Annotated in this window: 22 protein-coding genes and 1 pseudogene; 7 read left to right on the top strand and 16 right to left on the bottom strand. The window is 32.0% G+C overall.

Annotation, left to right across the window (positions count from 1 at the left end; genetic code table 11):
- Positions 1-47: 47 nt before the first annotated feature.
- A pseudogene (locus B3J26_RS14915) lies at positions 48-278 on the top strand (OsmC family protein); the annotation flags it as partial.
- A 19-nt stretch (positions 279-297) separates the two neighbouring features.
- Here the strand turns inward: B3J26_RS14915 and B3J26_RS11575 are convergent.
- The 9 genes from B3J26_RS11575 to B3J26_RS11535 all read right to left on the bottom strand — a co-directional run bounded on the left by B3J26_RS11575 (position 298) and on the right by B3J26_RS11535 (position 5282).
- Positions 298-888 (bottom strand): hypothetical protein, encoded by a 591-nt coding sequence (locus tag B3J26_RS11575; RefSeq protein WP_038330634.1) that lies wholly within the window; start codon positions 886-888, stop codon positions 298-300.
- 120 nt (positions 889-1008) lie between these two features.
- On the bottom strand, positions 1009-1455 hold the full coding sequence (locus B3J26_RS11570; protein WP_115002045.1) for a VOC family protein: 447 nt from the start codon (positions 1453-1455) through the stop codon (positions 1009-1011).
- 28 nt (positions 1456-1483) lie between these two features.
- Positions 1484-2140 (bottom strand): DUF2461 domain-containing protein, encoded by a 657-nt coding sequence (locus tag B3J26_RS11565; protein WP_291074641.1) that lies wholly within the window; start codon positions 2138-2140, stop codon positions 1484-1486.
- Between the two features lie 3 nt (positions 2141-2143).
- On the bottom strand, positions 2144-2608 hold the full coding sequence (locus tag B3J26_RS11560; RefSeq protein ID WP_291074640.1) for a DUF1801 domain-containing protein: 465 nt from the start codon (positions 2606-2608) through the stop codon (positions 2144-2146).
- Positions 2608-3588, bottom strand: coding sequence for a DUF1801 domain-containing protein (locus B3J26_RS11555; protein WP_291074639.1), 981 nt, complete (start codon positions 3586-3588; stop codon positions 2608-2610). Before B3J26_RS11555 ends, B3J26_RS11560 begins: the two co-directional genes overlap by 1 nt.
- Entirely contained in the window at positions 3543-3998 is a 456-nt protein-coding gene (locus B3J26_RS11550) for an SRPBCC domain-containing protein (protein WP_125350073.1), read from the bottom strand. The genes B3J26_RS11555 and B3J26_RS11550 overlap by 46 nt, the downstream gene beginning before the upstream one ends.
- Positions 3999-4001: 3 nt before the next feature.
- Positions 4002-4394 carry a VOC family protein gene (locus tag B3J26_RS11545; RefSeq protein WP_125350072.1) on the bottom strand — a complete coding sequence of 131 codons (393 nt, stop codon included), beginning with the start codon at positions 4392-4394 and terminating at the stop codon, positions 4002-4004.
- A 12-nt stretch (positions 4395-4406) separates the two neighbouring features.
- The gene (locus B3J26_RS11540) at positions 4407-4814 is read right to left on the bottom strand and encodes an SRPBCC family protein (RefSeq protein WP_125350071.1); all 408 of its coding nucleotides are present in this window, start codon (positions 4812-4814) and stop codon (positions 4407-4409) included.
- A 21-nt stretch (positions 4815-4835) separates the two neighbouring features.
- Positions 4836-5282, bottom strand: a complete 447-nt coding sequence (locus tag B3J26_RS11535) for an SRPBCC domain-containing protein (protein WP_038330618.1) — start codon at positions 5280-5282, stop codon at positions 4836-4838.
- 173 nt (positions 5283-5455) lie between these two features.
- Between B3J26_RS11535 and B3J26_RS11530 the strand changes: the two genes are divergently transcribed.
- Positions 5456-7306 carry a CocE/NonD family hydrolase gene (locus B3J26_RS11530; RefSeq protein WP_280048926.1) on the top strand — a complete coding sequence of 617 codons (1851 nt, stop codon included), beginning with the start codon at positions 5456-5458 and terminating at the stop codon, positions 7304-7306.
- A gap of 52 nt (positions 7307-7358) precedes the next feature.
- Here the strand turns inward: B3J26_RS11530 and B3J26_RS11525 are convergent, their stop codons facing one another.
- Positions 7359-7775, bottom strand: coding sequence for an OsmC family peroxiredoxin (locus B3J26_RS11525; protein ID WP_125350069.1), 417 nt, complete (start codon positions 7773-7775; stop codon positions 7359-7361).
- A 247-nt stretch (positions 7776-8022) separates the two neighbouring features.
- Positions 8023-9039 carry a YCF48-related protein gene (locus B3J26_RS11520; RefSeq protein ID WP_291074638.1) on the bottom strand — a complete coding sequence of 339 codons (1017 nt, stop codon included), beginning with the start codon at positions 9037-9039 and terminating at the stop codon, positions 8023-8025.
- Positions 9040-9136: 97 nt separating this feature from the next.
- Between B3J26_RS11520 and glsA the strand changes: the two genes are divergently transcribed.
- From glsA to B3J26_RS11495, 5 genes are all read left to right on the top strand, one after another.
- Positions 9137-10165, top strand: coding sequence for a glutaminase A (gene glsA, locus B3J26_RS11515; RefSeq protein WP_125350068.1), 1029 nt, complete (start codon positions 9137-9139; stop codon positions 10163-10165).
- Positions 10166-10171: 6 nt separating this feature from the next.
- Entirely contained in the window at positions 10172-11065 is an 894-nt protein-coding gene (locus B3J26_RS11510; RefSeq protein ID WP_291074637.1) for a LysR family transcriptional regulator, read from the top strand.
- 160 nt (positions 11066-11225) lie between these two features.
- Positions 11226-12098: a YeiH family protein gene (locus B3J26_RS11505; RefSeq protein ID WP_291074636.1), complete on the top strand. Its 873-nt coding sequence runs from the start codon at positions 11226-11228 to the stop codon at positions 12096-12098.
- 52 nt (positions 12099-12150) lie between these two features.
- On the top strand, positions 12151-12858 hold the full coding sequence (locus B3J26_RS11500; protein WP_291074635.1) for a peptidylprolyl isomerase: 708 nt from the start codon (positions 12151-12153) through the stop codon (positions 12856-12858).
- Between the two features lie 29 nt (positions 12859-12887).
- Complete coding sequence (locus B3J26_RS11495; RefSeq protein ID WP_291074634.1) at positions 12888-14537, top strand: B12-binding domain-containing radical SAM protein; 1650 nt, start codon at positions 12888-12890, stop codon at positions 14535-14537.
- A gap of 57 nt (positions 14538-14594) precedes the next feature.
- Here the strand turns inward: B3J26_RS11495 and B3J26_RS11490 are convergent, their stop codons facing one another.
- The 5 genes from B3J26_RS11490 to B3J26_RS11470 all read right to left on the bottom strand — a co-directional run bounded on the left by B3J26_RS11490 (position 14595) and on the right by B3J26_RS11470 (position 21706).
- The gene (locus B3J26_RS11490) at positions 14595-16001 is read right to left on the bottom strand and encodes an efflux transporter outer membrane subunit (RefSeq protein WP_291074633.1); all 1407 of its coding nucleotides are present in this window, start codon (positions 15999-16001) and stop codon (positions 14595-14597) included.
- Positions 16002-16003: 2 nt separating this feature from the next.
- A complete protein-coding gene (locus B3J26_RS11485; protein ID WP_291074632.1) occupies positions 16004-19159 on the bottom strand; it encodes an efflux RND transporter permease subunit in 3156 nt (1051 codons plus the stop codon).
- A 13-nt stretch (positions 19160-19172) separates the two neighbouring features.
- Positions 19173-20414, bottom strand: coding sequence for an efflux RND transporter periplasmic adaptor subunit (locus tag B3J26_RS11480; protein WP_038330599.1), 1242 nt, complete (start codon positions 20412-20414; stop codon positions 19173-19175).
- Positions 20415-20421: 7 nt separating this feature from the next.
- Positions 20422-20916 (bottom strand): GbsR/MarR family transcriptional regulator, encoded by a 495-nt coding sequence (locus B3J26_RS11475; protein ID WP_291059979.1) that lies wholly within the window; start codon positions 20914-20916, stop codon positions 20422-20424.
- A 229-nt stretch (positions 20917-21145) separates the two neighbouring features.
- Positions 21146-21706 carry a hypothetical protein gene (locus B3J26_RS11470; protein ID WP_291067680.1) on the bottom strand — a complete coding sequence of 187 codons (561 nt, stop codon included), beginning with the start codon at positions 21704-21706 and terminating at the stop codon, positions 21146-21148.
- Positions 21707-21710 lie beyond the last annotated feature (4 nt).

Genomic DNA, 21710 nt, shown 5'->3' with positions numbered 1-21710 from the left:
ACTACAAGATATGAAAAATTGCCATATTTAGTGTTGGGCAAAAAGCACATAAAATTGATGTAATTTCTTACCAAGATCATTCAGAAGCTACACTGCAAGTCAATCCTGACGGAAGCGGAAAGATTTTAAAAGTAGATTTATTTCCTGAAATTATTATTTCTGATTCATCACAAATCGAGTTGGCGCTTTCACTTCACAAAAAGGCAAACGAATTGTGTTTTATTGCGAATTCATGCAATTTTCCTGTATATCATCACGCAAAATGTAGCGCAAAATAAAACCGAGCTAAACTCGGTTTTAATAATTTATTATATTTCTAAAAATATCTGAAAAATTATTAATAAAATAATTTTCCTCATAAGACGTAATAAATTCTGGAGATTTAGTTAATGTTGTATTATTTAACTCAAAATTTCTTTGCTGAGAAAATAATAACTCTCTATTTTTTAAATTAAGAACTTGCAAAGCAATACTATATCTACTTTTACCTTCTTCTGGTAATTTCGCTTTACTAAGACTTAGATACTGAGCCTCTTGAATATACGGTTCTACTTTTAACTCTACAATAAATGCATAATCATAATAAGTATCATGATTTATAAAATTCATAAATTCATCCGACTTATAGTATTTATCATAAAACTCTAATGAATTAACAATCGTATTTTCATCATTAAATAATCCTTTTACAGATTGGTCAATTTTTTCATGAAGTTTATCTGAACCCTCTGGAAAATCATTCTTTATAATGACATAATTTTTTTGTTCCTCTAAATTAAGTTGAACAGTATTATTTTCATTTAAAGAAACATTTTTTTCGAGGCGATTTACATTATACGAATTGCACGAAGTAAAAATAATTATTAAAAGTAAAAAGCTATATTTCATGGATATAAATAAGATTTCACCAAAATTTGACTGTAAAAATGAATTCGATAATCTTTCATATTTATTTTATTAAGGTTCAATTTCGTTATTAAATCTGTGGTAATAGTACAATATTTTATTTTACATCGAATTCGCTTTATTCCCTTCAAAATGAATCATCCAAGGTGTTCCAAATTGATCGATAAAAGACGCATAAAGTTCAGCAAAAAACTGTTCTGCCAAAGGCATTTCTAATGATTTTGCATTCACCGAAAGACGATCATATAATTGATGCGCTTCTGCAGGATTATCGACATCAAGCATAATGTAATTGTTATTTCCTGCTTGATATTTTTGTCCAAATTCTTCGACAACATCAGAACCCATTAACATTGTTGTTTCATTAATAAACAATGCCACATGCGAAACTTTATCCTTTGCACTTTCTGGAATCTGAAATTCTGGACTTGGCGGCATATCACCCATTTTATACATCCCAATATTTTGCGTTTCAAAAACAGTTTCATAAAACTGAAATGCCTTTTCGCAATCTCCGTTAAAATTTAAGTAAGCGTGTACTTTAGCCATAATATAGTGTTTTTTTGTGATTATTTTTTTAATATAATGGTTGACCATTTTCATCGGTTGTTAAAACCTCTGTCATATAATTCAAAAATGGTTGAAGAACCTGAATTGATTTCGCCACTTTCTGCGGAAAATCTTTTGCTAAAACTTCTTCATCCGTGAAATTCTTGATAAATAAATATTGCTTTTTACGCAACAATTCAATTCGCTCATGATCTTTCGAAAAACCTTTTGGCGCAGATTTCACTTCATCTCCTTGCATTTCTCCAAACTCATTCATAATTGTTTTGGATTGAAGAATCTTCGCTAATTCATCCGAAACTTCAATATCTTTTCTAATACGAAGCAAATCATCGCGCTCTGGTCCCCAAAAACCAACACCTATAAAATTATGATTCGGTTGAATATGGAAATAATACCCACCTCTATTAAGTGGCTTTTTGCGACCTGTTTGCGCAGAAAAATGAGTTTTATAAGGAGTTTTATCATGAGAAAAACGAACATCTCTATAAATTCTATAAATTTTAAGCGGTTCTAATTCTTCCTTTTTACTTAATTGTTGATAAATCGCATTGAAAATTGAATCTGCTTCAGCTTTCGCTGTATCAAATTCAACTTTATGTTCTGTAAACCATTCGCGGTTATTATTTTTTTCTAATTTTTTTAAAAATTTATCGATTTGTGACATGATTTATTTTTTTCGATTAAGTAGTACTTTTTCATAATTTTCTATCCATTGTTGTGGCGTAATTTTTTGCGCTAATTCTCCGATTAATTCAAACGGAATATCCTCTACTTTTTTGAAACGAATACAACTTTTTCCCATATCTAATTTACGTTTTGAGTATTTTGGATATTCATCAACAAACCAATTCAGCAATTTATTGTCCATATAAATTCCCATGTGATATAACGCAATGAAATTCTTTTGAGAAGCAATATTGATAAACGGCAACGGTGATTTCGGATCGCAATGATAACCATTCGGATAAAGTGAAAACGGTACAACAAACCCAAGATGACCATAGCTCAACTGCAACTCGAAACCAGTGGGTAATTTATCTGCCAAAATTTTAATTAATTTCTCAACAGCTTCTTTTCTTTCTACAGGAATTGACGTTAAATATTCTTCTAAATTTTCGACTTCATATTGCATTATTTTCGATATTTATCATTCAAACCTTTTCCTTCTAAAATCATAGGTTTTATTTTTTCGATGCGAGAAATTTTCGTTTTCTCTTGTTTTGCTTCATCAATATATTCGATGTATTCTTTTTGTCTTCCTGAAGTTAAAGCTTTAAATGAAGTAAATAATTTATTGTTTTGATTTAGAGTTTCTTTCAAAATCCCATCAACTTCTTTTGGTACAGATTTTTGAGGTTTTATTTCCTTTCCGTCTTTCACCAATTGAATCGCTTCTAAGACATATTCTCTTACTTTTTCGACATCAATTTCATCGGCAGAATTAAATCTCCATTGACGCAAAGCTTTCGTTTTTTCTTCATTCGCATTCACCAAAACTTTATATTGATCTTTCAAGAAAACGCCATTGTGAAACCACAACGCAAAATGATTTTTGAAACCACTAAATGCCAACACATTTTTCTTGTTAAACGTATAAATATCTCCACCCCATTTAAACTCTTTTACAAGTTCCGTTTCATTTACAACTTGTTGAATTTTCTCATTCGCTTCTGCCCAATTACCATTGTATTTCGTCCATTCTTCAGCTTTCTGATCTTTCATCAAACTAACTTTATACAACACAATTTCTCTCAATAATTTCTTCGGTAAAACTTTATCCAAGGGAAGTTGTATTGCACCTTTTGATGTTTTATAATCGGTTAAATTATTTTGAAAATGTTCGATTGTTTCTGCTCCAGGATAAATCCCTACATGATTTTTGAACATCGCAAAATGAATCACATTTCCATTCAAACGAAATGTTGGCATTTTATAATTAATCGTTTCCATTGCTCTTGGTACAGCTTCATGAATAATTTTTCTTACGTTTTCTAAAATCTCCTGTTTAGCTTGATCAAACCCAAGAATATATTCATCAATAGTTGTGAAATTATCTGTCATCATAATTAATCTTCGCAAATCTCTTTCAGTTTGCGCAGTGCATTTATCCACATTTCTCTGACTTGAGTTTCTGGAAAAACCTGATCATCTATCTCCACCGAACAGGTTAATCGTGTGTGACCTTCTACATCTTCCATTTTATAGGTTTCTTCTGTATTTTTCCACGCATCAATTTCTGGTCCATCAAAAATTTCTTGACCTTCTTCATTCAGCTTTCCTATATGACGCATTTTGATTGATTTTCCAATAATATTTTCATCTATTGTAGCAATCATCGCTGCCGAACCTTTCTCGGTATCATAAGTGAAATAAACATGAGAACCTTCGGACCAATCTCCTTTAAAATCTGAAGTTTCACTAAACGATTTCGTCCAAATTTTATACGAATCTGGCGCAATCATTACTTTATGCACATGTTTAGGCTGCGCATAAATTACTTCTGTAAACGATACTTTTTTCATATTTTAAGCATTTGCTAATCCAAAAACAGCTCCAGCAGGATCTTCTACAATTGCAAATTGAAGATTTCCTTCTTTATTTTTAATCTCATGAATAGATTTCCCTCCCATTTCCAACGCTTTTTGTAAACTTTCCGCAACATTTTCTACACTAATGTACATAATCCATTGCGAAGGAATTCCTTTATTCATACCACGTTTCGTACAAACTCCACCAGCCGCATTTTCTGGAGAAGACATCATTGCATAATCATTGTATTCTTCTTCGCCATCTTTCATCGCAACATTTTTGACTTCCCAACCAATCACTTCTTTGTAAAAATCTTTTAATTCAGTCGAATTTTCAACAGTTAAATCAGCCCAAACCATTTGACCAATTTTCGATTTATTTTCTTCCATCTTCTACTATTTTTATCGATTTGATTCAACATAATTTTTGAAACTATTCAAAATAGCTTGCCAACCTTGTTGTTGCATTTCAGTAGGATTTTGACTTTCTGGTTCAAATTTTTCTGTGATTTTGGTTAAATTATTTTCTTCATGAAAATTAATTTCAACCTTACGACCATCTGCAATGTAATAACGAATAAATTTATTTGGAATGATTTCATCATATTTAGCTTCAAATTCGAATTGAAAACTGCCATCTTTCGCAGCCATCGTACTCTTTAATTTTCCACCAACTTGCAAATCATTTTCTGCTTTCGGACAATGCCAATCATCAGAAGCTTGATTCCATTTTACAATATCTTCAGGAGAATTAAAAGCTTTCCAAACTTGATCTATTGGAGCATTTATTATTGTTTCGATTGTGATCATACGTATGTCTTTTGTTCATTTTTAAGGTTTCATAAAATCAAAAGCACCTTTGCGCAAATTAATTCCGTATTCGAGATAAGCTTTCAGACACGCCAAGAAATTCGCCCAACCTTCTGTTTGTCCCATCAATTGCTTAATTCCAGCTTCATCATCATTCATTTCATGTTCAATGACTTTAACAATTGTCGAATCATTTTCTCCTTTTTCGAGAAAAATCTCCACCAACATATCATCAACTCCACCGCTCCAATCAAAAGAAATATATTCATCTTGTTTTAAATCGCCTCCCATTACAGGAAAAATATCATCAAACTCGGGAAATTTCCATTCAACAATTTTTCCAGTTTCGATAGCACCCGTCGAAGAAGCAATAAAATATTGATTCATTTTATTTGGATTAACAATCGCATCAAAAACTTCATTTTTAGATTTCTGAATTTGAATTGTTGCTTTTACAGTTAACTTCATTTCAATTGATTTTGGCTAACTAATTTAGTCAAAAAAAGTGTTCGAATTTTCGAATTCATAAAAAATAATTAAAACTTTATCGATATTGAAATCATTTGTAGAAAATAATTCGATTTATAAGTGTAAAATTTAAAAGTTTTTTACATTTATAGTATTGTAAAATTGATAAACACGTGAAAAAATTTACTCAAAAAGCCACTCTACTTAGTCTTATTTTGATGAGTGGGATTAGCTATGCGCAAGATGCAAAAGCAGATTCTGCCTATGTTAGAGAGTATTATGAAAAGACTGAACAATTAATTCCGATGCGAGATGGAAAGAAATTGTTTACAGCTATTTATACGCCAAAAGATCAAACCAAAAAATATCCTGTTTTACTTAATCGAACGCCTTATACAGTTGCGCCTTACGGAGCAAATGAGTATAAAAAATCGCTTGGAAATTTCCCTGCAGAAATGCGTGAAGGGTTTATTTTCGTCTACCAAGATGTGAGAGGAAAATGGATGAGCGAGGGCGAATTTGAAGATGTACGACCAGTTAATAAAACGAAAAATAAAAAGGCAATAGACGAAAGTACAGACACCTACGATACGTTGGAATGGTTGGCAAAAAACATGAAAAATTACAACCAAAAAGCTGGAATCTATGGAATTTCTTATCCAGGATTTTATTCGACAATGAGTTTGGTTAATTCACATCCAACGCTAAAAGCTGTTTCGCCACAAGCACCAGTTACGAATTGGTTTTTAGGTGATGATTTTCATCACAATGGTGTTTTATTTCTGAATGATTCTTTCAAATTTATGTCGTCATTTGGTGTGAAACGTCCGCAACCAATTACGCCAGATAAAGGTCCAAAATCATTAGAATATCCAATCAAAGATAATTACCGTTTTTATTTAGAAGGCGGATCTGTAAAGGAATTGAAGGATAAATATTTCCAAGATAATATCAAATTCTACAATGATTTGTTTGCGCATCCTGATTATGATCAATTTTGGCAAGATCGAAATCCTTTACCGCATCTTACCAATGTGAAACCTGCTGTGATGACGGTTGGTGGTTTCTTTGATGCAGAGGATGTTTATGGTGCATTTGAAACCTATAAAGCAATTGAAAAGCAAAATCCGAATGCAACAAATATTTTGGTAGCTGGACCTTGGTTTCATGGTGGTTGGGTTCGCTCTAAAGCCGATACATTTGGTGATATGCAGTTTGGAACGCCAACAGGTGAATATTATCAACAACAAATTGAGTTGCCTTTTTTCAATTATTATTTAAAAGACAAAGGAAATTTCAAACCAACAGAAGCGCAAATTTTTATCACAGGTTCTAACGAATGGAAACAGTTTGATACTTGGCCTCCAAAGAATGTGACAACGCAGAAAATGTATTTACAAGCTAACGGAAAAATATCTTTTCAACAGACTAATAATGTAAGTTTTGATGAATATGTAGCAGATCCAAATAATCCAGTTCCGTATCAAGGTGGTGTTTTAGAAAGTCGTCCGCGAGAATATATGGTCGACGATCAACGATTTGCGTCAACTCGTCCTGATGTTATGGTTTATCAAACCGATATTTTAACGGAAGATATGACGATTACAGGTCCAATTATCAATCATTTATTTGTTTCGTCAACGGGAACAGATGCTGATTATGTAGTAAAATTGATTGATGTTTTCCCTGAAGATATACCAAAATATAATGGAAAATTGATAGCTGGATATCAAAATTTGATTCGTGCCGAAATTATGCGAGGAAAATACCGCAATAGTTTTGAAAAACCCGAAGCAATGGTTCCTAATCAGAAAACAAACGTGACGTATTCTATGCCAGATGTTGGACATACTTTCAAGAAAGGACATCGTATCATGATTCAAGTTCAGAATACATGGTTTCCTTTAGCCGACCGTAATCCGCAACAATTTATGAATGTTTACGAAGCAACTGCGAAAGATTTCTTGAAACAAACACAACGAATTTATCACGATTCTTATATCGAAATTCCTGTTTTGAAATAACAAAAAAATCCAACAAGTAATTTGTTGGATTTTTTATTTTGATTCTAACAATTTATTCCACTAAAACTGCAGACACCAATACTTTTTCGAAGCTAAATGAAACACTTATCGGACAAGTTTCTTCTGCTTCTTTTGCTATTTTCTGAAATTCTTCATCTGTAATCGAAGGAATTTTTGCAGTTAAACTTAATTCTGAGCGAACAACTTTTCCTCCTTCAAAAACAATTTTACAATCGGTTTCTAATTTTTCTGCTGTATATCCCGCTTCTCCCAATAAACCTGAAGTTTTCATTGTAAAACAACCTGCATGAGCCGCTGCCAAAAGTTCTTCTGGGTTTGTTCCTACTCCCTCTTCAAATCTACTTTTGAACGAATATTGTGTATTATCTAATACTGTACTTTGTGTGGTTAATGTTCCTGATCCTTCTGTAACCGAACCATTCCAAACTGCTTTTGCACTTCTTTTCATTTTTGAATATTTTTTAGATTGAATTTTATTAAAGTTAAAGATTATGAAATCATTAGAAGAATAAATTCTCAACTTTAAGAATAATTTTAACGAAAAAAGTTCAGATAAAATTATCTGAACTTTTGCTAAAAAAACTACTAACCACCCTTTACTATGAATTGTATTAGGTTATTCGAATATACTAAGAAAATGATTATTTATAAAATTGAAAATCAATTTCTAATCTAATTTTAATGTTAGAAATCTTTTACAACGTAACTTTTCCAATCTTTCCTTTATTTCCCACCAAAATCACATATTTTTTATCTGGCGAAACTGTGCAAGTATTGTAACTATCTTGTGTAATAGTTGTCCAATTATGTCCTCCATCTGCAGAATAATCTACTCCAGAATAACCACAAACCAAGACTTTATCTTTTGAAATAATTGTTACACCAGATTTATATCCTTTTGGATATTTCCATGAATCTTGAAAATCAATTTTACCATTTGTCAACTTAAATTTATAGAAATTATAGCTCGAATCTTCTGGTTTTGTAAAATCTCCGCCAACCAAGTATCCAACATTATTTGTCGCGTCATAAGCCATTCCATTAATTCCAGAAGTAGAACTTTTCGTTTTCTCTAATACGTACATTTGTCCACCTTTTGGCGTATAATAGTACAAATTTGATAACTCTCCACCTGTAGCAATCAAGGTTTGCTTCGCATCTACATACAAATTACTTCCACTTGACGCAAAAAAAGCTTCTTTCGGATTTTTTAGACGTAAAGGTTGACCGTGAAGCGATTTAGCAACTTCCCATTTTGTAGGATCAGTAATCGAAGACGTTAATACAAATGGTTTATCTGGTGACATTGGATCGCCTAAAACAGTAATTTTCTTCGAAGTTTTATCCACATAAATTGCATCTAAAAAAATACCTTTTTCATTATTTTCATACACTTTATTCCACGATTTTCCGCCATCTTTCGATTGCAAAATATAAGCAGGAGAATCAATTCCTAAAGCCAAATAATTATCTTTTCCTAAAACCTCTACATCTCTAAAATCTCTATTTTCTACAACTTTGGGATTAATCCAACTAAATGTTTTTCCGCCATCTGTCGTTTTACCAATTGTATTTTTTGAACCCGAAACAATAAACGTTTTTGCATCCTGAAAAGCCAAACCTCGGTAACTAACAGACGAATTTTCCTCATTAATCACTTGATAGGTTTGCGCAAAAGACAAACTCGATAACAATAGGACGAAATATTTCATTTTTATATAAATTTTAGATTCTACATTTTATATAAAACTATTTTATCTCGGCGAATCAACCAAATATTTTTTAAGTTTGTGTTTTACATCAAATAAAATGAAACGATATACATTCTCAACATTACTTTTAAGTCTTACCTTAACGTGTTTTAATCCAATCAATCAAACGGTTTATGGGCAAAATACGTCAAAAAATAGTTCGAAAAGTTTACAGATTAATGAAAAAACATTAAGCGATATTCTTGAGAAAAATAAAGCTTTTTACAAAGAAGGAAAAGTTGCCGATTATATTCCAGAATTAGGAAAAATGCAAGCCGATAAAATTGCTTTTTCTGTGGTTAATGAGAATGGTAAAGTGATAAATATTGGCGATGTCAACCAAAAATTTACGATTCAAAGTATTTCTAAAATCATTGCGTTGATGATTGCTGTTACGGAAAAAGGGGAAAAAAATGTATTTTCTAAAATGGGTTATTTCGGAACAGATAAACCATTTAATCATTACGCAAATCTTGAAACAACAGGAAAACCTCTTAATCCGATGATGAATGCAGGTGCGATTTTAACAACTTCTATGATTGATGGCGAAGGAGAAATTCCTTTCAAAAAAATCCTTGAAATGGTTCGTTACATCACCAAAAATAATTCGATAGATTACAGTAAATCGGTTTATAATTCTGAAAAAGAAACGGGACACAAAAATCGTGGAATGTTTTATTTGATGAAAAATAATGGCTTAATTGAAGGTAATGAAGAAAAGTTGAACAACTATTTCAAACAATGTTCTATTGAAGCAACTGCCGAAGATTTAGCTAAAATTGGTTATTTCTTTGCGCATCAATGCACACGTTTTGACGGTGATACAACATATAGAAATCCAGAAATCTCACAATTAATTCAATCACAAATGTTGACTGCCGGAATGTACGAATTTAGTGGCGAATATTCTCGCACCATTGGTTTACCAAGTAAATCTGGCGTTGGTGGAGGAATTACCGTTTCCGTTCCAAACAAAATTGGTATTGGCGTTTTCAGTCCTGCACTCGACAAACACGGAAATTCTGCGGCTGGTTATCATATGATTTTGGATTTGGTAAAGCAATACAATTTAAGTTTATTTCAATAATTTCTTATGTTCGATTTTAGATTAAAAGTTTTTGATACGGTTGCTAAACGATTGAATTTCACGAAAGCAGCAAACGAATTAAACATAACACAACCAGCTGTTACGAAACATATTAAAGAAATCGAATTAAATCTTAACATTAAGTTATTCGAGCGAAATGGAACGAAAATAAAATTGACAAAAGCTGGCGAAATTCTATTAAAATATACAGAGGAAATTTTTTCTGTTTATCAAAAAATGGAATTTGAAATTGGACAATTGCAAGAAAAACAAAAGGGAACTTTGCGTTTGGGTGCGAGCACTACAATTGCGCAATATGTGTTACCACCTATTTTGGCAGAATTTCGAAAAAGATTTCCAGAAATTCAGTTGAGTTTAGTGATTCAAAATTCTGAAAAAATTGAAGATTTATTAGCAAATCAAAAAATTGATATTGGATTAATTGAAGCTCAAATCAAAAATAGAACGTTTCATTATTTTCCGTTTATGAAAGACGAAATTGTATTAGTTTCTCGTCAAAACCATTCAATTTCAACCAAAAATAACATCAAATTAGATGATTTAAAGAATATTCCATTAGTTTTTCGCGAACCTGGTTCTGGAACTTTAGAAACCATTGATTTAGCTTTAAAATCGAAAAATATAAAGCTAAATGAGCTCAATATAGAAATTCAATTGGGAAGTACTGAAAGTATAAAATCGTATGTACTACATTCAGATGCTTTAGCGTTTTTATCGATTCAATCCATTTTACAAGAACTTAAAAATCAAACTTTAACTATTATTGACATTAAAAACCTTGTAATAGAGCGTAATTTCAATTTTATCATTCCAGAAGGTGAACAATCTAAATTAGTGAATTTATTTATTGATTTCTGTAGTCGTTATAACTTAAAGTAATAATAGATTACTTTTTATCATTTCTTTTTGAATAATAAGTACAAGAAATTTGTACCATAAAATTATTCAAATCATGAAAATTATACATTCAGAAAAAGGCTTATTTCAACAATTCACTACACAAAAAGTTATCTTTTTAATATGTGCATTTCTATGTTTAATGCCTTTTATAAGCTCTCCTATCGCATTAGTTTTAGGATTTGCTGTTGCTCAAATATTTGGAAATCCATACGAAGTACAATCACGAAAAGTATCAAGCACTTTATTGAAAGTTGCTGTGGTAGGTTTAGGATTCGGAATGAATCTCTTTTCGGCTATACAAGCTGGAAAAGAAGGAATTCTATTCACTGTTGTAAGTATTTCTACGTTAATGATTTTAGGATTTTTATTTACCAAACTCTTCAAAATTGAAAAAGCTACAGGATACTTAATATCAGCGGGAACAGCAATTTGCGGAGGAAGTGCAATCGCAGCAATCGCGCCAATTACAAAAGCAAAACCCAATCAAATTTCGGTTGCATTAGCTGTTGTTTTTACTTTAAACTCGATTGCCTTATTGATTTTTCCACCACTTGGACATTTATTCAACTTATCTCAACACGAATTCGGTTTGTGGTGCGCCATCGCCATTCACGATACAAGTTCAGTCGTTGGAGCAGCAAATAAATACGGAGAAGAAGCTTTACAAGTCGCTACAACAGTAAAATTAGCACGTGCACTTTGGATTATTCCATTGTCGTTTTTAACCTTATTGTTTTTCAAAAACACCACATCAAAAATTAATATTCCGTGGTTTATTGGATTGTTTTTAATTGCCATTTGTGTGAATACCTATATACCTTTTGTTCATCAATTTAGCCCAATTATTATCGATTTATCAAAAGCTGCACTTACGCTTACATTATTCTTAATCGGAACAAGTTTATCATTTAAAATGATGAAAAATATTGGTTACAAACCTCTATTAATGGCTATTATTTTGTGGGTAATTATTGGAGTTGGAAGCTTAATTATGATTATGAATTTAGCTTAAAATCATTCAGATTTCTATATTTGTTGTTATCTTTAGAACAAGAAAATTTACAATGAATCATCGATTATTAAAAAATATTGCTCTCGGAATTGGATTTTCAATTTCGAGTTTTGTTTCTGCGCAAACCTATACTTTAAAATTCAAAACTAATTACGGAAAATTTGATGTAATGTTATATGATTTCACTCCCAAACATCGCGATTTGATTTTGAGTGAGATTAATAAAGGAACTTATACAAATGCACAATTTAACAGAGTTGTGAAAGATTTCGTCATTCAAGGAGGCGAATTAGATGATCCTATTTTGGCGCGAGAAGCCGAACATCCAGAGCAAAAACCGATTCGTTTAGCGCCAGAATTTAATCCGAAAGCTTTTCATAAAATGGGAGCTTTAGGTGCTGGTCGAGATGGAAATAAAGAAAAAGCTTCTTATTACAATCAAATTTATTTTGTTGTAGGAAAAAAAATTACAGCTCAAGAATTAGATAATTTAGAAGCGAAGAAAGGAATCAAATTTACAGCAGAACAACGCGCTGAATATTTAAAAAATGGCGGACAACCTCGTTTAGATCATGATTTTACAGTTTTTGGAGAAATTACAAAAGGTCTTGACAAAATCATGAAAATTAGTAATGTTGAAACGAAAAACGAATTACCATTAGAACCTGTTATTTTTTCAATCAAAGTGAAAAAGAAAAAAACGCCTACAAAGTATAACAAAACCAGTGTTTCACTAGGCGGAACAGCGATTGGTTTTTAATTATTATTTTTGCACATCAATAACACATTATGCAATCATCAATTTTATTAACGACTTTAAACGCAAAATATATTCACCTCAATTTGGCAATTCGTATTTTGTACGATTTAAATCATCATCATGGAAATATTTTTTGGAAAGAATTTACGATTAAATCTGACTTTGATGAAGTTGCAGAAAAATGCGTTAAATACAATATTATCTGTTTTAGTTGCTACATTTGGAATATTACGCAGACGTTAAAAGTTTGTAAACGAATCAAACAAATTTCTCCTGAAACTAAAATTTTGTTGGGTGGACCAGAAGTTAGTTACGAATATGATGATGTGATTGCAAATGATTATATCGACTATATCATTGTAGGTGAAGGAGAAATTCCGTTCGAGGAATTTGCAGCAAATTATCCCGCAATAGAAAATGTACCGAATTTAGTTTACAAAAAAGAGAACGAAGTTGTTTTCAATGCGCAAAATATTCAGTTTGATATTAATCGATTAGAAGGTCGAAATCCTTATCAATACGATAATCCAGCGGATTTGGAAAAGAAGGTTTGTTACATCGAAACTTCTCGTGGATGTCCTTATAAATGTGAGTTTTGTTTGGCAAGTTTAGACAATAAAATGCGCTATTTGCCGATGGAAACCATCAAAGAAAATTTGTTGTATTTGATGAAACACGGGAAAACAATAAAGTTTCTGGATCGTACATTTAACATAAAACGAGATTTTACGATCGAATTGTTTCAATTTATTTTGGATCATTACCGTGAAGGAAATGTTTTTCAGTTCGAGATTACAGCAGATATTGTTCATCCAGATATTATAAAATTCATCAACGAAAAAGTGCCTAAAAATCTTTTCCGTTTCGAAATCGGAATTCAAACTGTTAATCAACAAAGTAATCGAGAAGTTTCGCGCAAGCAAAATTTTGAAAAAACGTCAAATGTTATCAATCAATTAAAAGACCGAATCGAAATGCATTTAGATTTGATAGTTGGTTTGCCTTTAGAGTATATTGATGATTTGAAGTTTAGTTTCGAAGAAACTTTCAAGCTTTATCCACCCGAATTGCAATTAGGTTTTTTGAAATTTTTGAAAGGTACACCAGTTCGTCAAAAATACGAGAATTACGGCTATCATTTTGATCAATTACCTCCGTATCAAATTATAAAAAGTGATTTTTTAAGTGAAAAAGATTTAGAAAATATTACAGCTTTAGAAAATGCGTTGGAGATTTATTGGAACAAACCAAGAACGCCAGAAACGCTGAAATATATTAGTCAAAAGTATTCTATTTTCGATTATTTGATGGGATTAGGACAATATTTTGAGCAGCATCATTTATTCCACAAACATACATTGAATGATGTTTTTCAAATGATTTTTGATTTTGCGCAAACATTTACAAACGACAAAATTATATTAGAATTAATCGCGATTGATTATTATAGTTTTCATAAATCAAAACCAAAAGATTTATTTGAAATGGAACAAAAAATTGAAGAAGATTTGAGTGAACTTGCTTCTCATCCAAAAAGTAAATTTGTTTCGATTCCAATTTCATTTGATTATCTAATTTGGAAAGATGAAAATCGAATTGAAGAAACTACTGAAAATTGGTTAATAGAATTTGTAGGAACTTCTCACAATATTATTCATTGCGAAGTTTTAGAGAAATAGAAGTATAAAAAAACCTCTCAAATATTTGAGAGGTTTTTTTCTTAAGATTAGAATTGCTTATTGCCATCCACCTCCAACAGCGCGATATAATTCGACCATTGATGATAAAGATGATAATTTCGCATCAACAACATTCAATTCAGCATTCAACCCATTGTCTCTTGCTGTAATTACTTCTAAATAGTTTGCCATACCGTAGTTTAACAATTCTTCAGAATAGGTAATTGCTTGATTGTATAATTGATATTCTTTTTGTTTATATTCAGCTTTCTTCGTTGCTGCATCGTATGTGTATAACGCATCAGAAACCTCTTTACTTGCATTTAAGATTTTGCTTTTATAATTAATCAAAGCATTTTCTTGATTTGCTAAAGCAACTTCTTTTTGCGTACGCAATTTACGTTGTTGTAACAAAGGTTGAGTTAAGCTACCGATCACCGTTGCAAATAAAGATTGCGCACTAAATAATTTATCAATATCAATTCCTTGTACACCACCTGTTGCAGTAATAGAAAGAGAAGGATAAAAACTTGCATTCGCAACGTTAACATTCTCAAAAGCGTTCATCAATCCAAACTCTGCAGCTTTGATATCAGGACGATTTTCTAATAATTGAGCTGGAACACCAACAGATAATTTTTCATTAATTTTCTGAGAAGCTAAGTTTGTACGATTAATTGATTGAGGATTTGTTCCTAACAAAATACTCATCACATTTTCGTTCATCTTAATTCCATTTTCAACATCAACCAATAATGATTTCACATTGAACAATTGCGCTTCTGTTTGGTTAACTGCAACTTCTGTAACACTACCAGCTTCTTTCAAAGCTTTCGTTGTTTCTAAACTTTGCTCGCGGTTGATTAAAGTTTTATCTAAAATTCTTTTTTGCTCATCTAAAGCCAATAAGTTGTAATACGCATTTGCAATAGAAGCAACAATTTGTGTTTTTACCGCTTTGTGCGCTTCTACAGTTTGCAAATAAGTTGCAGCAGATGCACGTTGATTACTTCTAATTTTACCCCAAATATCTGCTTCCCAACTTAAGTTCCCTGAAACTTCGTATTGACTTTGTGCACGTTTTGACATTAACGCACCAAACTGAGTGTTACGAGAGTTTTCTGTAAACGTATATTTTGGCCCAACAGATAAAGTTGGTAAATAACCTGCTTTACCTTGTTTAGCATACGCTTCAGCGACTGCAATATTTTGCAGTGCCGAACGTATATCTAAATTATTTTGTAAACCTTGATTAATCAAAGCTTGTAATTGAGTGTCTGTAAAAATTTGTTTCCAAGAAACAGTTGCAACACTAGCACTGTCTTTTGCAATAACATCTGTTCTGAAATTTGCTTCATTTACAACAGCTTCAGGTCGATGATAATCTTTTGCTACGAAACAAGACTGAACAGCAAACAATCCAGCTGCGATTAAAGTAATATTAAATATTCTGTACTTTTTCATTTTTAGATTGAATTATTATGTTCAATTTCTTCTTGTGGACGATCAAATTTAACTGGTTTAACTTTTTCTTGTAATGTTTGGAAAACAACAAACAATACTGGAATAACAAATAAACCTAAAATTGTACCTACCAATAAACCAAATGCTGCTCCAGTAGCTACAGAACGGTTACCAGCAGATGATACACCTGTTGCAAATACTAATGGCATTAATCCTAAAATAAAGGCAAAAGATGTCATCAAAATTGGACGTAAACGAGCTTTAGCTCCATCTATAGCTGCCTGAACAATTGACATTCCGTGTACACGTCTTTGTAAAGCGAACTCTACAATCAAAATGGCATTTTTAGCGAGTAACCCAACCAACATGATTAAGGCAATTTGGAAATAGATATTATTTTCTAATCCAGCTAACCATTGAGATAAATACGCCCCCATCATACCACAAGGAACAGATAATAATACTGCGAATGGTAAAACATAAGATTCATATTGTGCAGATAAGATAAAGTACACGAATACGATACATAAAGCAAAAATCATTGCTGTTTGAGAACCTGAATTAATCTCCTCACGAGTAAGACCTGTAAAGTCAGTACTATAAGAAGTAGATAATGTTTGTTCAGAAACTTGATTAATTGCTGTAATCGCATCACCTGTAGAGAATCCTGGTTTTACTGCTCCTGTAATATTAGCTGATGTAAATAAGTTGAAACGGTTAACAGAGTTAGGACCATACACACGTTTTAAAGTCACAAATTGTGAAACTGGTGTCATTGAACCTGCATCCGTTTTCACGAACATTTTATTTAAGCTTGTTTCATTGATACGATCATCTGGTGAAGCTTGAATGTACACACGGTATTGTTTACCAAAACGTGTAAAGTCAGCTGCATATAATCCTCCAATATATCCTTGTAAAGTTGAGAAAATAGAACTTACTGAAACACCAGATTGTTTTGCTCTTTCAATATTAACATCGATTTCGTATTGAGGAAAACCTGTGTTTAAAGATGTTTGAGCATACATAATTTCTGGACGTTGCATTAAAGCACCAATATATTCCTTTGCAACTTTATCAAAATCAGCAATATCTCCACCTGTTTTATCTAATAATTTCAACTCGAAACCAGAAGACATACCAAAACCTGGAATTGATGGTGGTTGGAAGAAAATCATTTGAGCATCAGGAATTTGAGCTGCAGCACCAAATAATTGTCCAATGATTGATTGTACTGATAAAGCATCTGTTGTACGTTCTTCGAATGGCTTCAATTTAATGAACATCATACCATAGTTAGAACCAGCTCCAGAAATAATAGAGTTACCCGAGATAATTGTTGCTTTATCTAATCCAGGAATTTTTTCAATTTTTTTCTGGAATTCTTTTTCAACTTCATATACACGGTCCATAGAAGCACCCGCTGGTAACTCGATATTACCAATAATAAACCCATTATCTTCAGTTGGTACGAAACCTGTTGGCATCATCTTTCCAACACCCCAAATTCCTAAACCACTTACAATAATCAATAAGAATGAAATCCATTTGTGTTTAATTAAAAATTTGAATGAATTACCATATTTATGTGTCATACGATCAAATGAAGCATTGAAAGCATCAAAGAATCGCTGAATAAAGTTACGTTTTTGCTCTCCTTCTTGATGTGGTTTTAAGAATAAAGCACACAATGCTGGAGATAATGTCAAGGCATTTAATGCCGAAATTAAAATGGCAACAATTAAAGTAATACCAAATTGTTTGTAGAATACTCCGGTTGGTCCTGAGATAAATGTTACTGGTACGAACACCGCACACATTACTAATGTAATCGAAACGATTGCTCCAGAAATTTCATCCATCGCATTTTTTGTTGCATCCATAGGAGCTTCGTGATGAGACTCCATTCGAGCATGCACGGCTTCCACCACAACAATGGCATCATCTACCACAATACCAATGGCGAGTACTAAGGCAAATAACGTTAATAAGTTTAACGAGAATCCTGCCAAATTAAGGAAAAAGAATGTACCAATAATAGACACTGGTACCGCAATCAATGGTACTAATGTAGAACGGAGATCTTGTAAGAAAATATATACAACAATAAATACTAAGATAAATGCCTCTATCATTGTGTGAACAACTTTAGAAATAGACGCATCTAAGAATGTATTTGTATCCATTAAGATAGTGTAAGAAACTCCTTCTGGTAATAATTTAGAAGCCTTTTCTAACTCAGCTCTTAAGTTTACAATAATTTCTTGTGCATTAGATCCTGGTGTTTGATAAACAGCAAATACAGCAGAAGGATCTCCATCCATTGCAGAACGTCCTGCATAAGATTGAGCACCAAATTCTACATTCGCTACATCTTTTAATCTAAGAACCTGTCCGTTTGGTAAAGATTTAATAACAATATTACGATATTGATCTTCTGTCTTGTATCGCCCAGAATATGTAATTGTATATTGGAATGATTGTCCAGAGTTTTCCCCTAACGAACCAGCAGCAGCTTCAAGAGATTCTTGAGATAAAGCTGCAGAAACTTCAGAAGGAACTAAACCATAACTTGCCATACGAGAAGGGTCTAACCAAATACGCATAGAATAAGTCATCGCACCAAACACAGTTGCATCCCCTACACCGTTTACACGTTTTAAGGCTGGAATAATGTTGATGTTCAAATAATTCTGAAGATAAATCTCATCATATTTAGGATTTGTTGAACTAAACGAAGCAAACATCAATGCTGACGTCTGTTGTTTTTGCGTCACAACTCCAGAACGAGTTACCTCCGAAGGTAATAATGGTGTAGCACGTGCCACACGGTTTTGTACGTTTACCTGTGCGATATCTCCATCTACACCTGGTTTAAATACAACATCGATAGAAGCAGAACCGTTATTAGAGGCAGTAGAAGAAATATAATCCATTCCTTCAACCCCGTTCACCTGTTCCTCTATCGGAATAATTACAGACTCCATTACTGTCTTTGCATTCGCTCCGGGATAGGAAGCTGAAATTTTTACAGTAGAGGGTGCAATATCTGGATATTGTGTTACCGGAAGCGATATAAGCCCCAGTATCCCCAATATCAATATAAGGATAGAAATTACCGTAGATAATACGGGTCTTTCAATAAACTTTTTTAACATATCTATTTACAATTTAGAATACCGTTTTTGTCGATTCTACGATTTGATCAAAGTTTGCTGGAGTTGGTTTAACAGCTGTTTTATCACGTAATTTACCTACACCTTGTGCTACAACTTTATCACCTTTTTTCACTCCGTCTTTTACAACTGCCATATTATTCGCTCTTTCTACAACAGTAATTGGAGTTGCGTAAGCTGTATCTTTTGTTACTTTGTAAACATAAGTCATACCTTGTTGTTCAAATGTTGCAGCCTCTGGCACAACCAATACATCAACATAAGTTTTTGGAACACGAATACGTCCTGAGTTACCATTTGCCAAAAGCTTAGCTTCATTATTGAACGTTACACGGAAATCAATTGTACCTGTTGTTGGATTAATTTGACCAGTTACAGTTTGTATTTTACCTTTTTCAGGATAAACATCTCCATTAGCTAATACTAATTCTACTGCTGGAATTTTGTTTAATTTATCTTTTAAACTAGCTCCTTCTGATTTAGAAATAAAGTTTAAATATTCTTTCTCATTCATAGAGAAATAGGCATATACTCTACTTGTATTTGAAACTGTAGTAATTGGAGTTTGATCCGTAGGACCAACTAATGTCCCTTGACGAGAATTAATAGAACCAACTACTCCACTAATAGGTGCTCTTACAACAGAATAGTCAACATTTGCTTGCGCTCCTTTATAACTTGCTTGCGCTTGAGTAACACCAGCCTGCGCTTGAGACTTAGCAGCTACAGCTTGATTATAACTCGCTTGTGCTTTTGCTAGATTAGCTTTTGCAGTTTCTAATTGTACATTACTAATAATGTTTTTTTGTACTAAAGGAGTTAATTTGTTCACCTCTACTTGAGCTGCTTGCACTGCCGCCTGCGCTGCACTTACATTAGCCTGAGCCGCTTTTACATTAGCTTGCGCTGCACCAACACCTGATTTCAAAGCATCCGCATTCTGAGTTAAAACATTTGTCTCTAATTTGAACAAAGGTTGACCAGCTTGTACATATTGACCTTCATCAACATAAACTTCTGTAATATATCCTTGTATTTTTGCACGAACATCATTATTTACAATACCTTGAATATTTGCAGGGTATTCATCATAACTCGTTACCACTTTCGTTGGCACATCAACCACCGGATAAGGCGTTGGACCTTGTGCTTGTTGAGCAGCAGCATTGTCTTTCTTTCCACAAGAACTCAAAGCTATTGCCAAAGCACCAACCATTATAACGTTAACGTTTTTCATATTACTTTTACTTATTTTCTAGTTGAATTTTATTTATTTTTTGTATTGTCTCGTCTAATATCACTTTTGTTTGATTAAGATGTTCCAAATAGATATCAACTACCCTATTTTCAACATTTTTAGAAAGCGTATTATTCTCTAGTTTATGTTCTTTTATTCGATTTGTATAACCTATATCTTGAGAAATCATTTCATATAAAAAATCTAATTTCTCTGTCAAATAATTAAAATTTAATCTAAAATATCTTTTTCTAGAGTTAATTTTATTTATGTATTCGATATGTTTCATCGATAGTAAGTAGTTAATAGAGTTTGATAAGGAACTTTTACTAACATTAAAAATCTCAAGAAGTTCTTCGAAAGTAAATCCCTCCTCATCTGATTCTAAAATCATGTATGCTTGCAACTTAGCCGTCAATGGAGGAAAACCATAAGTTCTCTCCAAAAAAGCACTATAGCTGCAAAAAAGATCCAAATTACATGCTTGATTTTTTATATTCATAATGTGTATAATCTACAAAACCATGCAAATATAAAATAGTTAGTTCGGTTTACACAGAACTAACTATACTTTTTTCGTTATTTAACAATAAATTAAATTAATAATTTGTTAATCCACTATTTTTAAGACTAACAAAAAATAGACCAAACCAATTAATAATAAGTCAATTATAGTAAATTTAATTATTATTTTATACAATATTAGATAAGCAACCTTTTGTTTAAAAGAACTATTGAAGTTTAAAATTTATAGGAGTTTTTCTTAAAAAAGTATTAATTTCATCAATATCGTTCTGGTAATCAAATTTTAAATCTTCATGAAATTTTTCAAAAATAGAAAAAATCAATTTCAATCTGCCATGTTGATAATTGTATAATTTTTCTGCATTATCTCCTGTTGTATAAGTTTCAAAAAGATAAGGATAACGACTAAAAGATTCTTGAATGATATATTTTCTCAATTCAAATTCTGACACTTTATCTTTCGTAATTTGAACATGATAGTTCACAATTCCACTCAATGTTTTTAACGTCAACAACAATTGACGATGACTTCTATTTATGTTAATCTGATTAATTAAGTGATGAGACTTTTCAAACTGAAAATCAATCTTTTCATAAATATTTTTTACACGATCTTGCAAATCATTTTCATTCTCTAATAATTGAAAATGCAAATGTTCTACTAAAGTTTCATCTTTATTGATAAGACGCAAAAGAAGTTTATCTTTTTCTTTTGAAGGAAGATCTAAAATAGAATTTTTCAATTCAGGAACGTCTTTCAATTTCATACTT

Source organism: Empedobacter sp. UBA5987 (assembly GCF_002429865.1).
GTDB classification, from domain to species: Bacteria; Bacteroidota; Bacteroidia; order Flavobacteriales; family Weeksellaceae; genus Empedobacter; species Empedobacter falsenii_B.
Note: the sequence above shows the minus strand (reverse complement) of the source record. Positions and strands in the feature narration are given on the sequence as shown.

Excerpts from the sequence above, each read along its gene's own strand:
- B3J26_RS11480 (WP_038330599.1), bottom strand. The coding sequence starts at position 20,414 with ATGAAAAACGTTAACGTTATAATGGTTGGTGCTTTGGCAATAGCTTTG.
- B3J26_RS11565 (WP_291074641.1), bottom strand. The coding sequence starts at position 2,140 with ATGTCACAAATCGATAAATTTTTAAAAAAATTAGAAAAAAATAATAAC.
- B3J26_RS11570 (WP_115002045.1), bottom strand. The coding sequence starts at position 1,455 with ATGGCTAAAGTACACGCTTACTTAAATTTTAACGGAGATTGCGAAAAG.
- B3J26_RS11535 (WP_038330618.1), bottom strand. The coding sequence starts at position 5,282 with ATGAAGTTAACTGTAAAAGCAACAATTCAAATTCAGAAATCTAAAAAT.
- B3J26_RS11470 (WP_291067680.1), bottom strand. The coding sequence starts at position 21,706 with ATGAAATTGAAAGACGTTCCTGAATTGAAAAATTCTATTTTAGATCTT.
- glsA (WP_125350068.1), top strand. The coding sequence starts at position 9,137 with ATGAAACGATATACATTCTCAACATTACTTTTAAGTCTTACCTTAACG.
- B3J26_RS11475 (WP_291059979.1), bottom strand. The coding sequence starts at position 20,916 with ATGAATATAAAAAATCAAGCATGTAATTTGGATCTTTTTTGCAGCTAT.
- B3J26_RS11525 (WP_125350069.1), bottom strand. The coding sequence starts at position 7,775 with ATGAAAAGAAGTGCAAAAGCAGTTTGGAATGGTTCGGTTACAGAAGGA.
- B3J26_RS11540 (WP_125350071.1), bottom strand. The coding sequence starts at position 4,814 with ATGATCACAATCGAAACAATAATAAATGCTCCAATAGATCAAGTTTGG.
- B3J26_RS11495 (WP_291074634.1), top strand. The coding sequence starts at position 12,888 with ATGCAATCATCAATTTTATTAACGACTTTAAACGCAAAATATATTCAC.
- B3J26_RS11500 (WP_291074635.1), top strand. The coding sequence starts at position 12,151 with ATGAATCATCGATTATTAAAAAATATTGCTCTCGGAATTGGATTTTCA.
- B3J26_RS11490 (WP_291074633.1), bottom strand. The coding sequence starts at position 16,001 with ATGAAAAAGTACAGAATATTTAATATTACTTTAATCGCAGCTGGATTG.
- B3J26_RS11560 (WP_291074640.1), bottom strand. The coding sequence starts at position 2,608 with ATGCAATATGAAGTCGAAAATTTAGAAGAATATTTAACGTCAATTCCT.
- B3J26_RS11505 (WP_291074636.1), top strand. The coding sequence starts at position 11,226 with ATGCCTTTTATAAGCTCTCCTATCGCATTAGTTTTAGGATTTGCTGTT.
- B3J26_RS11545 (WP_125350072.1), bottom strand. The coding sequence starts at position 4,394 with ATGGAAGAAAATAAATCGAAAATTGGTCAAATGGTTTGGGCTGATTTA.
- B3J26_RS11575 (WP_038330634.1), bottom strand. The coding sequence starts at position 888 with ATGAAATATAGCTTTTTACTTTTAATAATTATTTTTACTTCGTGCAAT.
- B3J26_RS11550 (WP_125350073.1), bottom strand. The coding sequence starts at position 3,998 with ATGAAAAAAGTATCGTTTACAGAAGTAATTTATGCGCAGCCTAAACAT.
- B3J26_RS11520 (WP_291074638.1), bottom strand. The coding sequence starts at position 9,039 with ATGAAATATTTCGTCCTATTGTTATCGAGTTTGTCTTTTGCGCAAACC.
- B3J26_RS11485 (WP_291074632.1), bottom strand. The coding sequence starts at position 19,159 with ATGTTAAAAAAGTTTATTGAAAGACCCGTATTATCTACGGTAATTTCT.
- B3J26_RS11510 (WP_291074637.1), top strand. The coding sequence starts at position 10,172 with ATGTTCGATTTTAGATTAAAAGTTTTTGATACGGTTGCTAAACGATTG.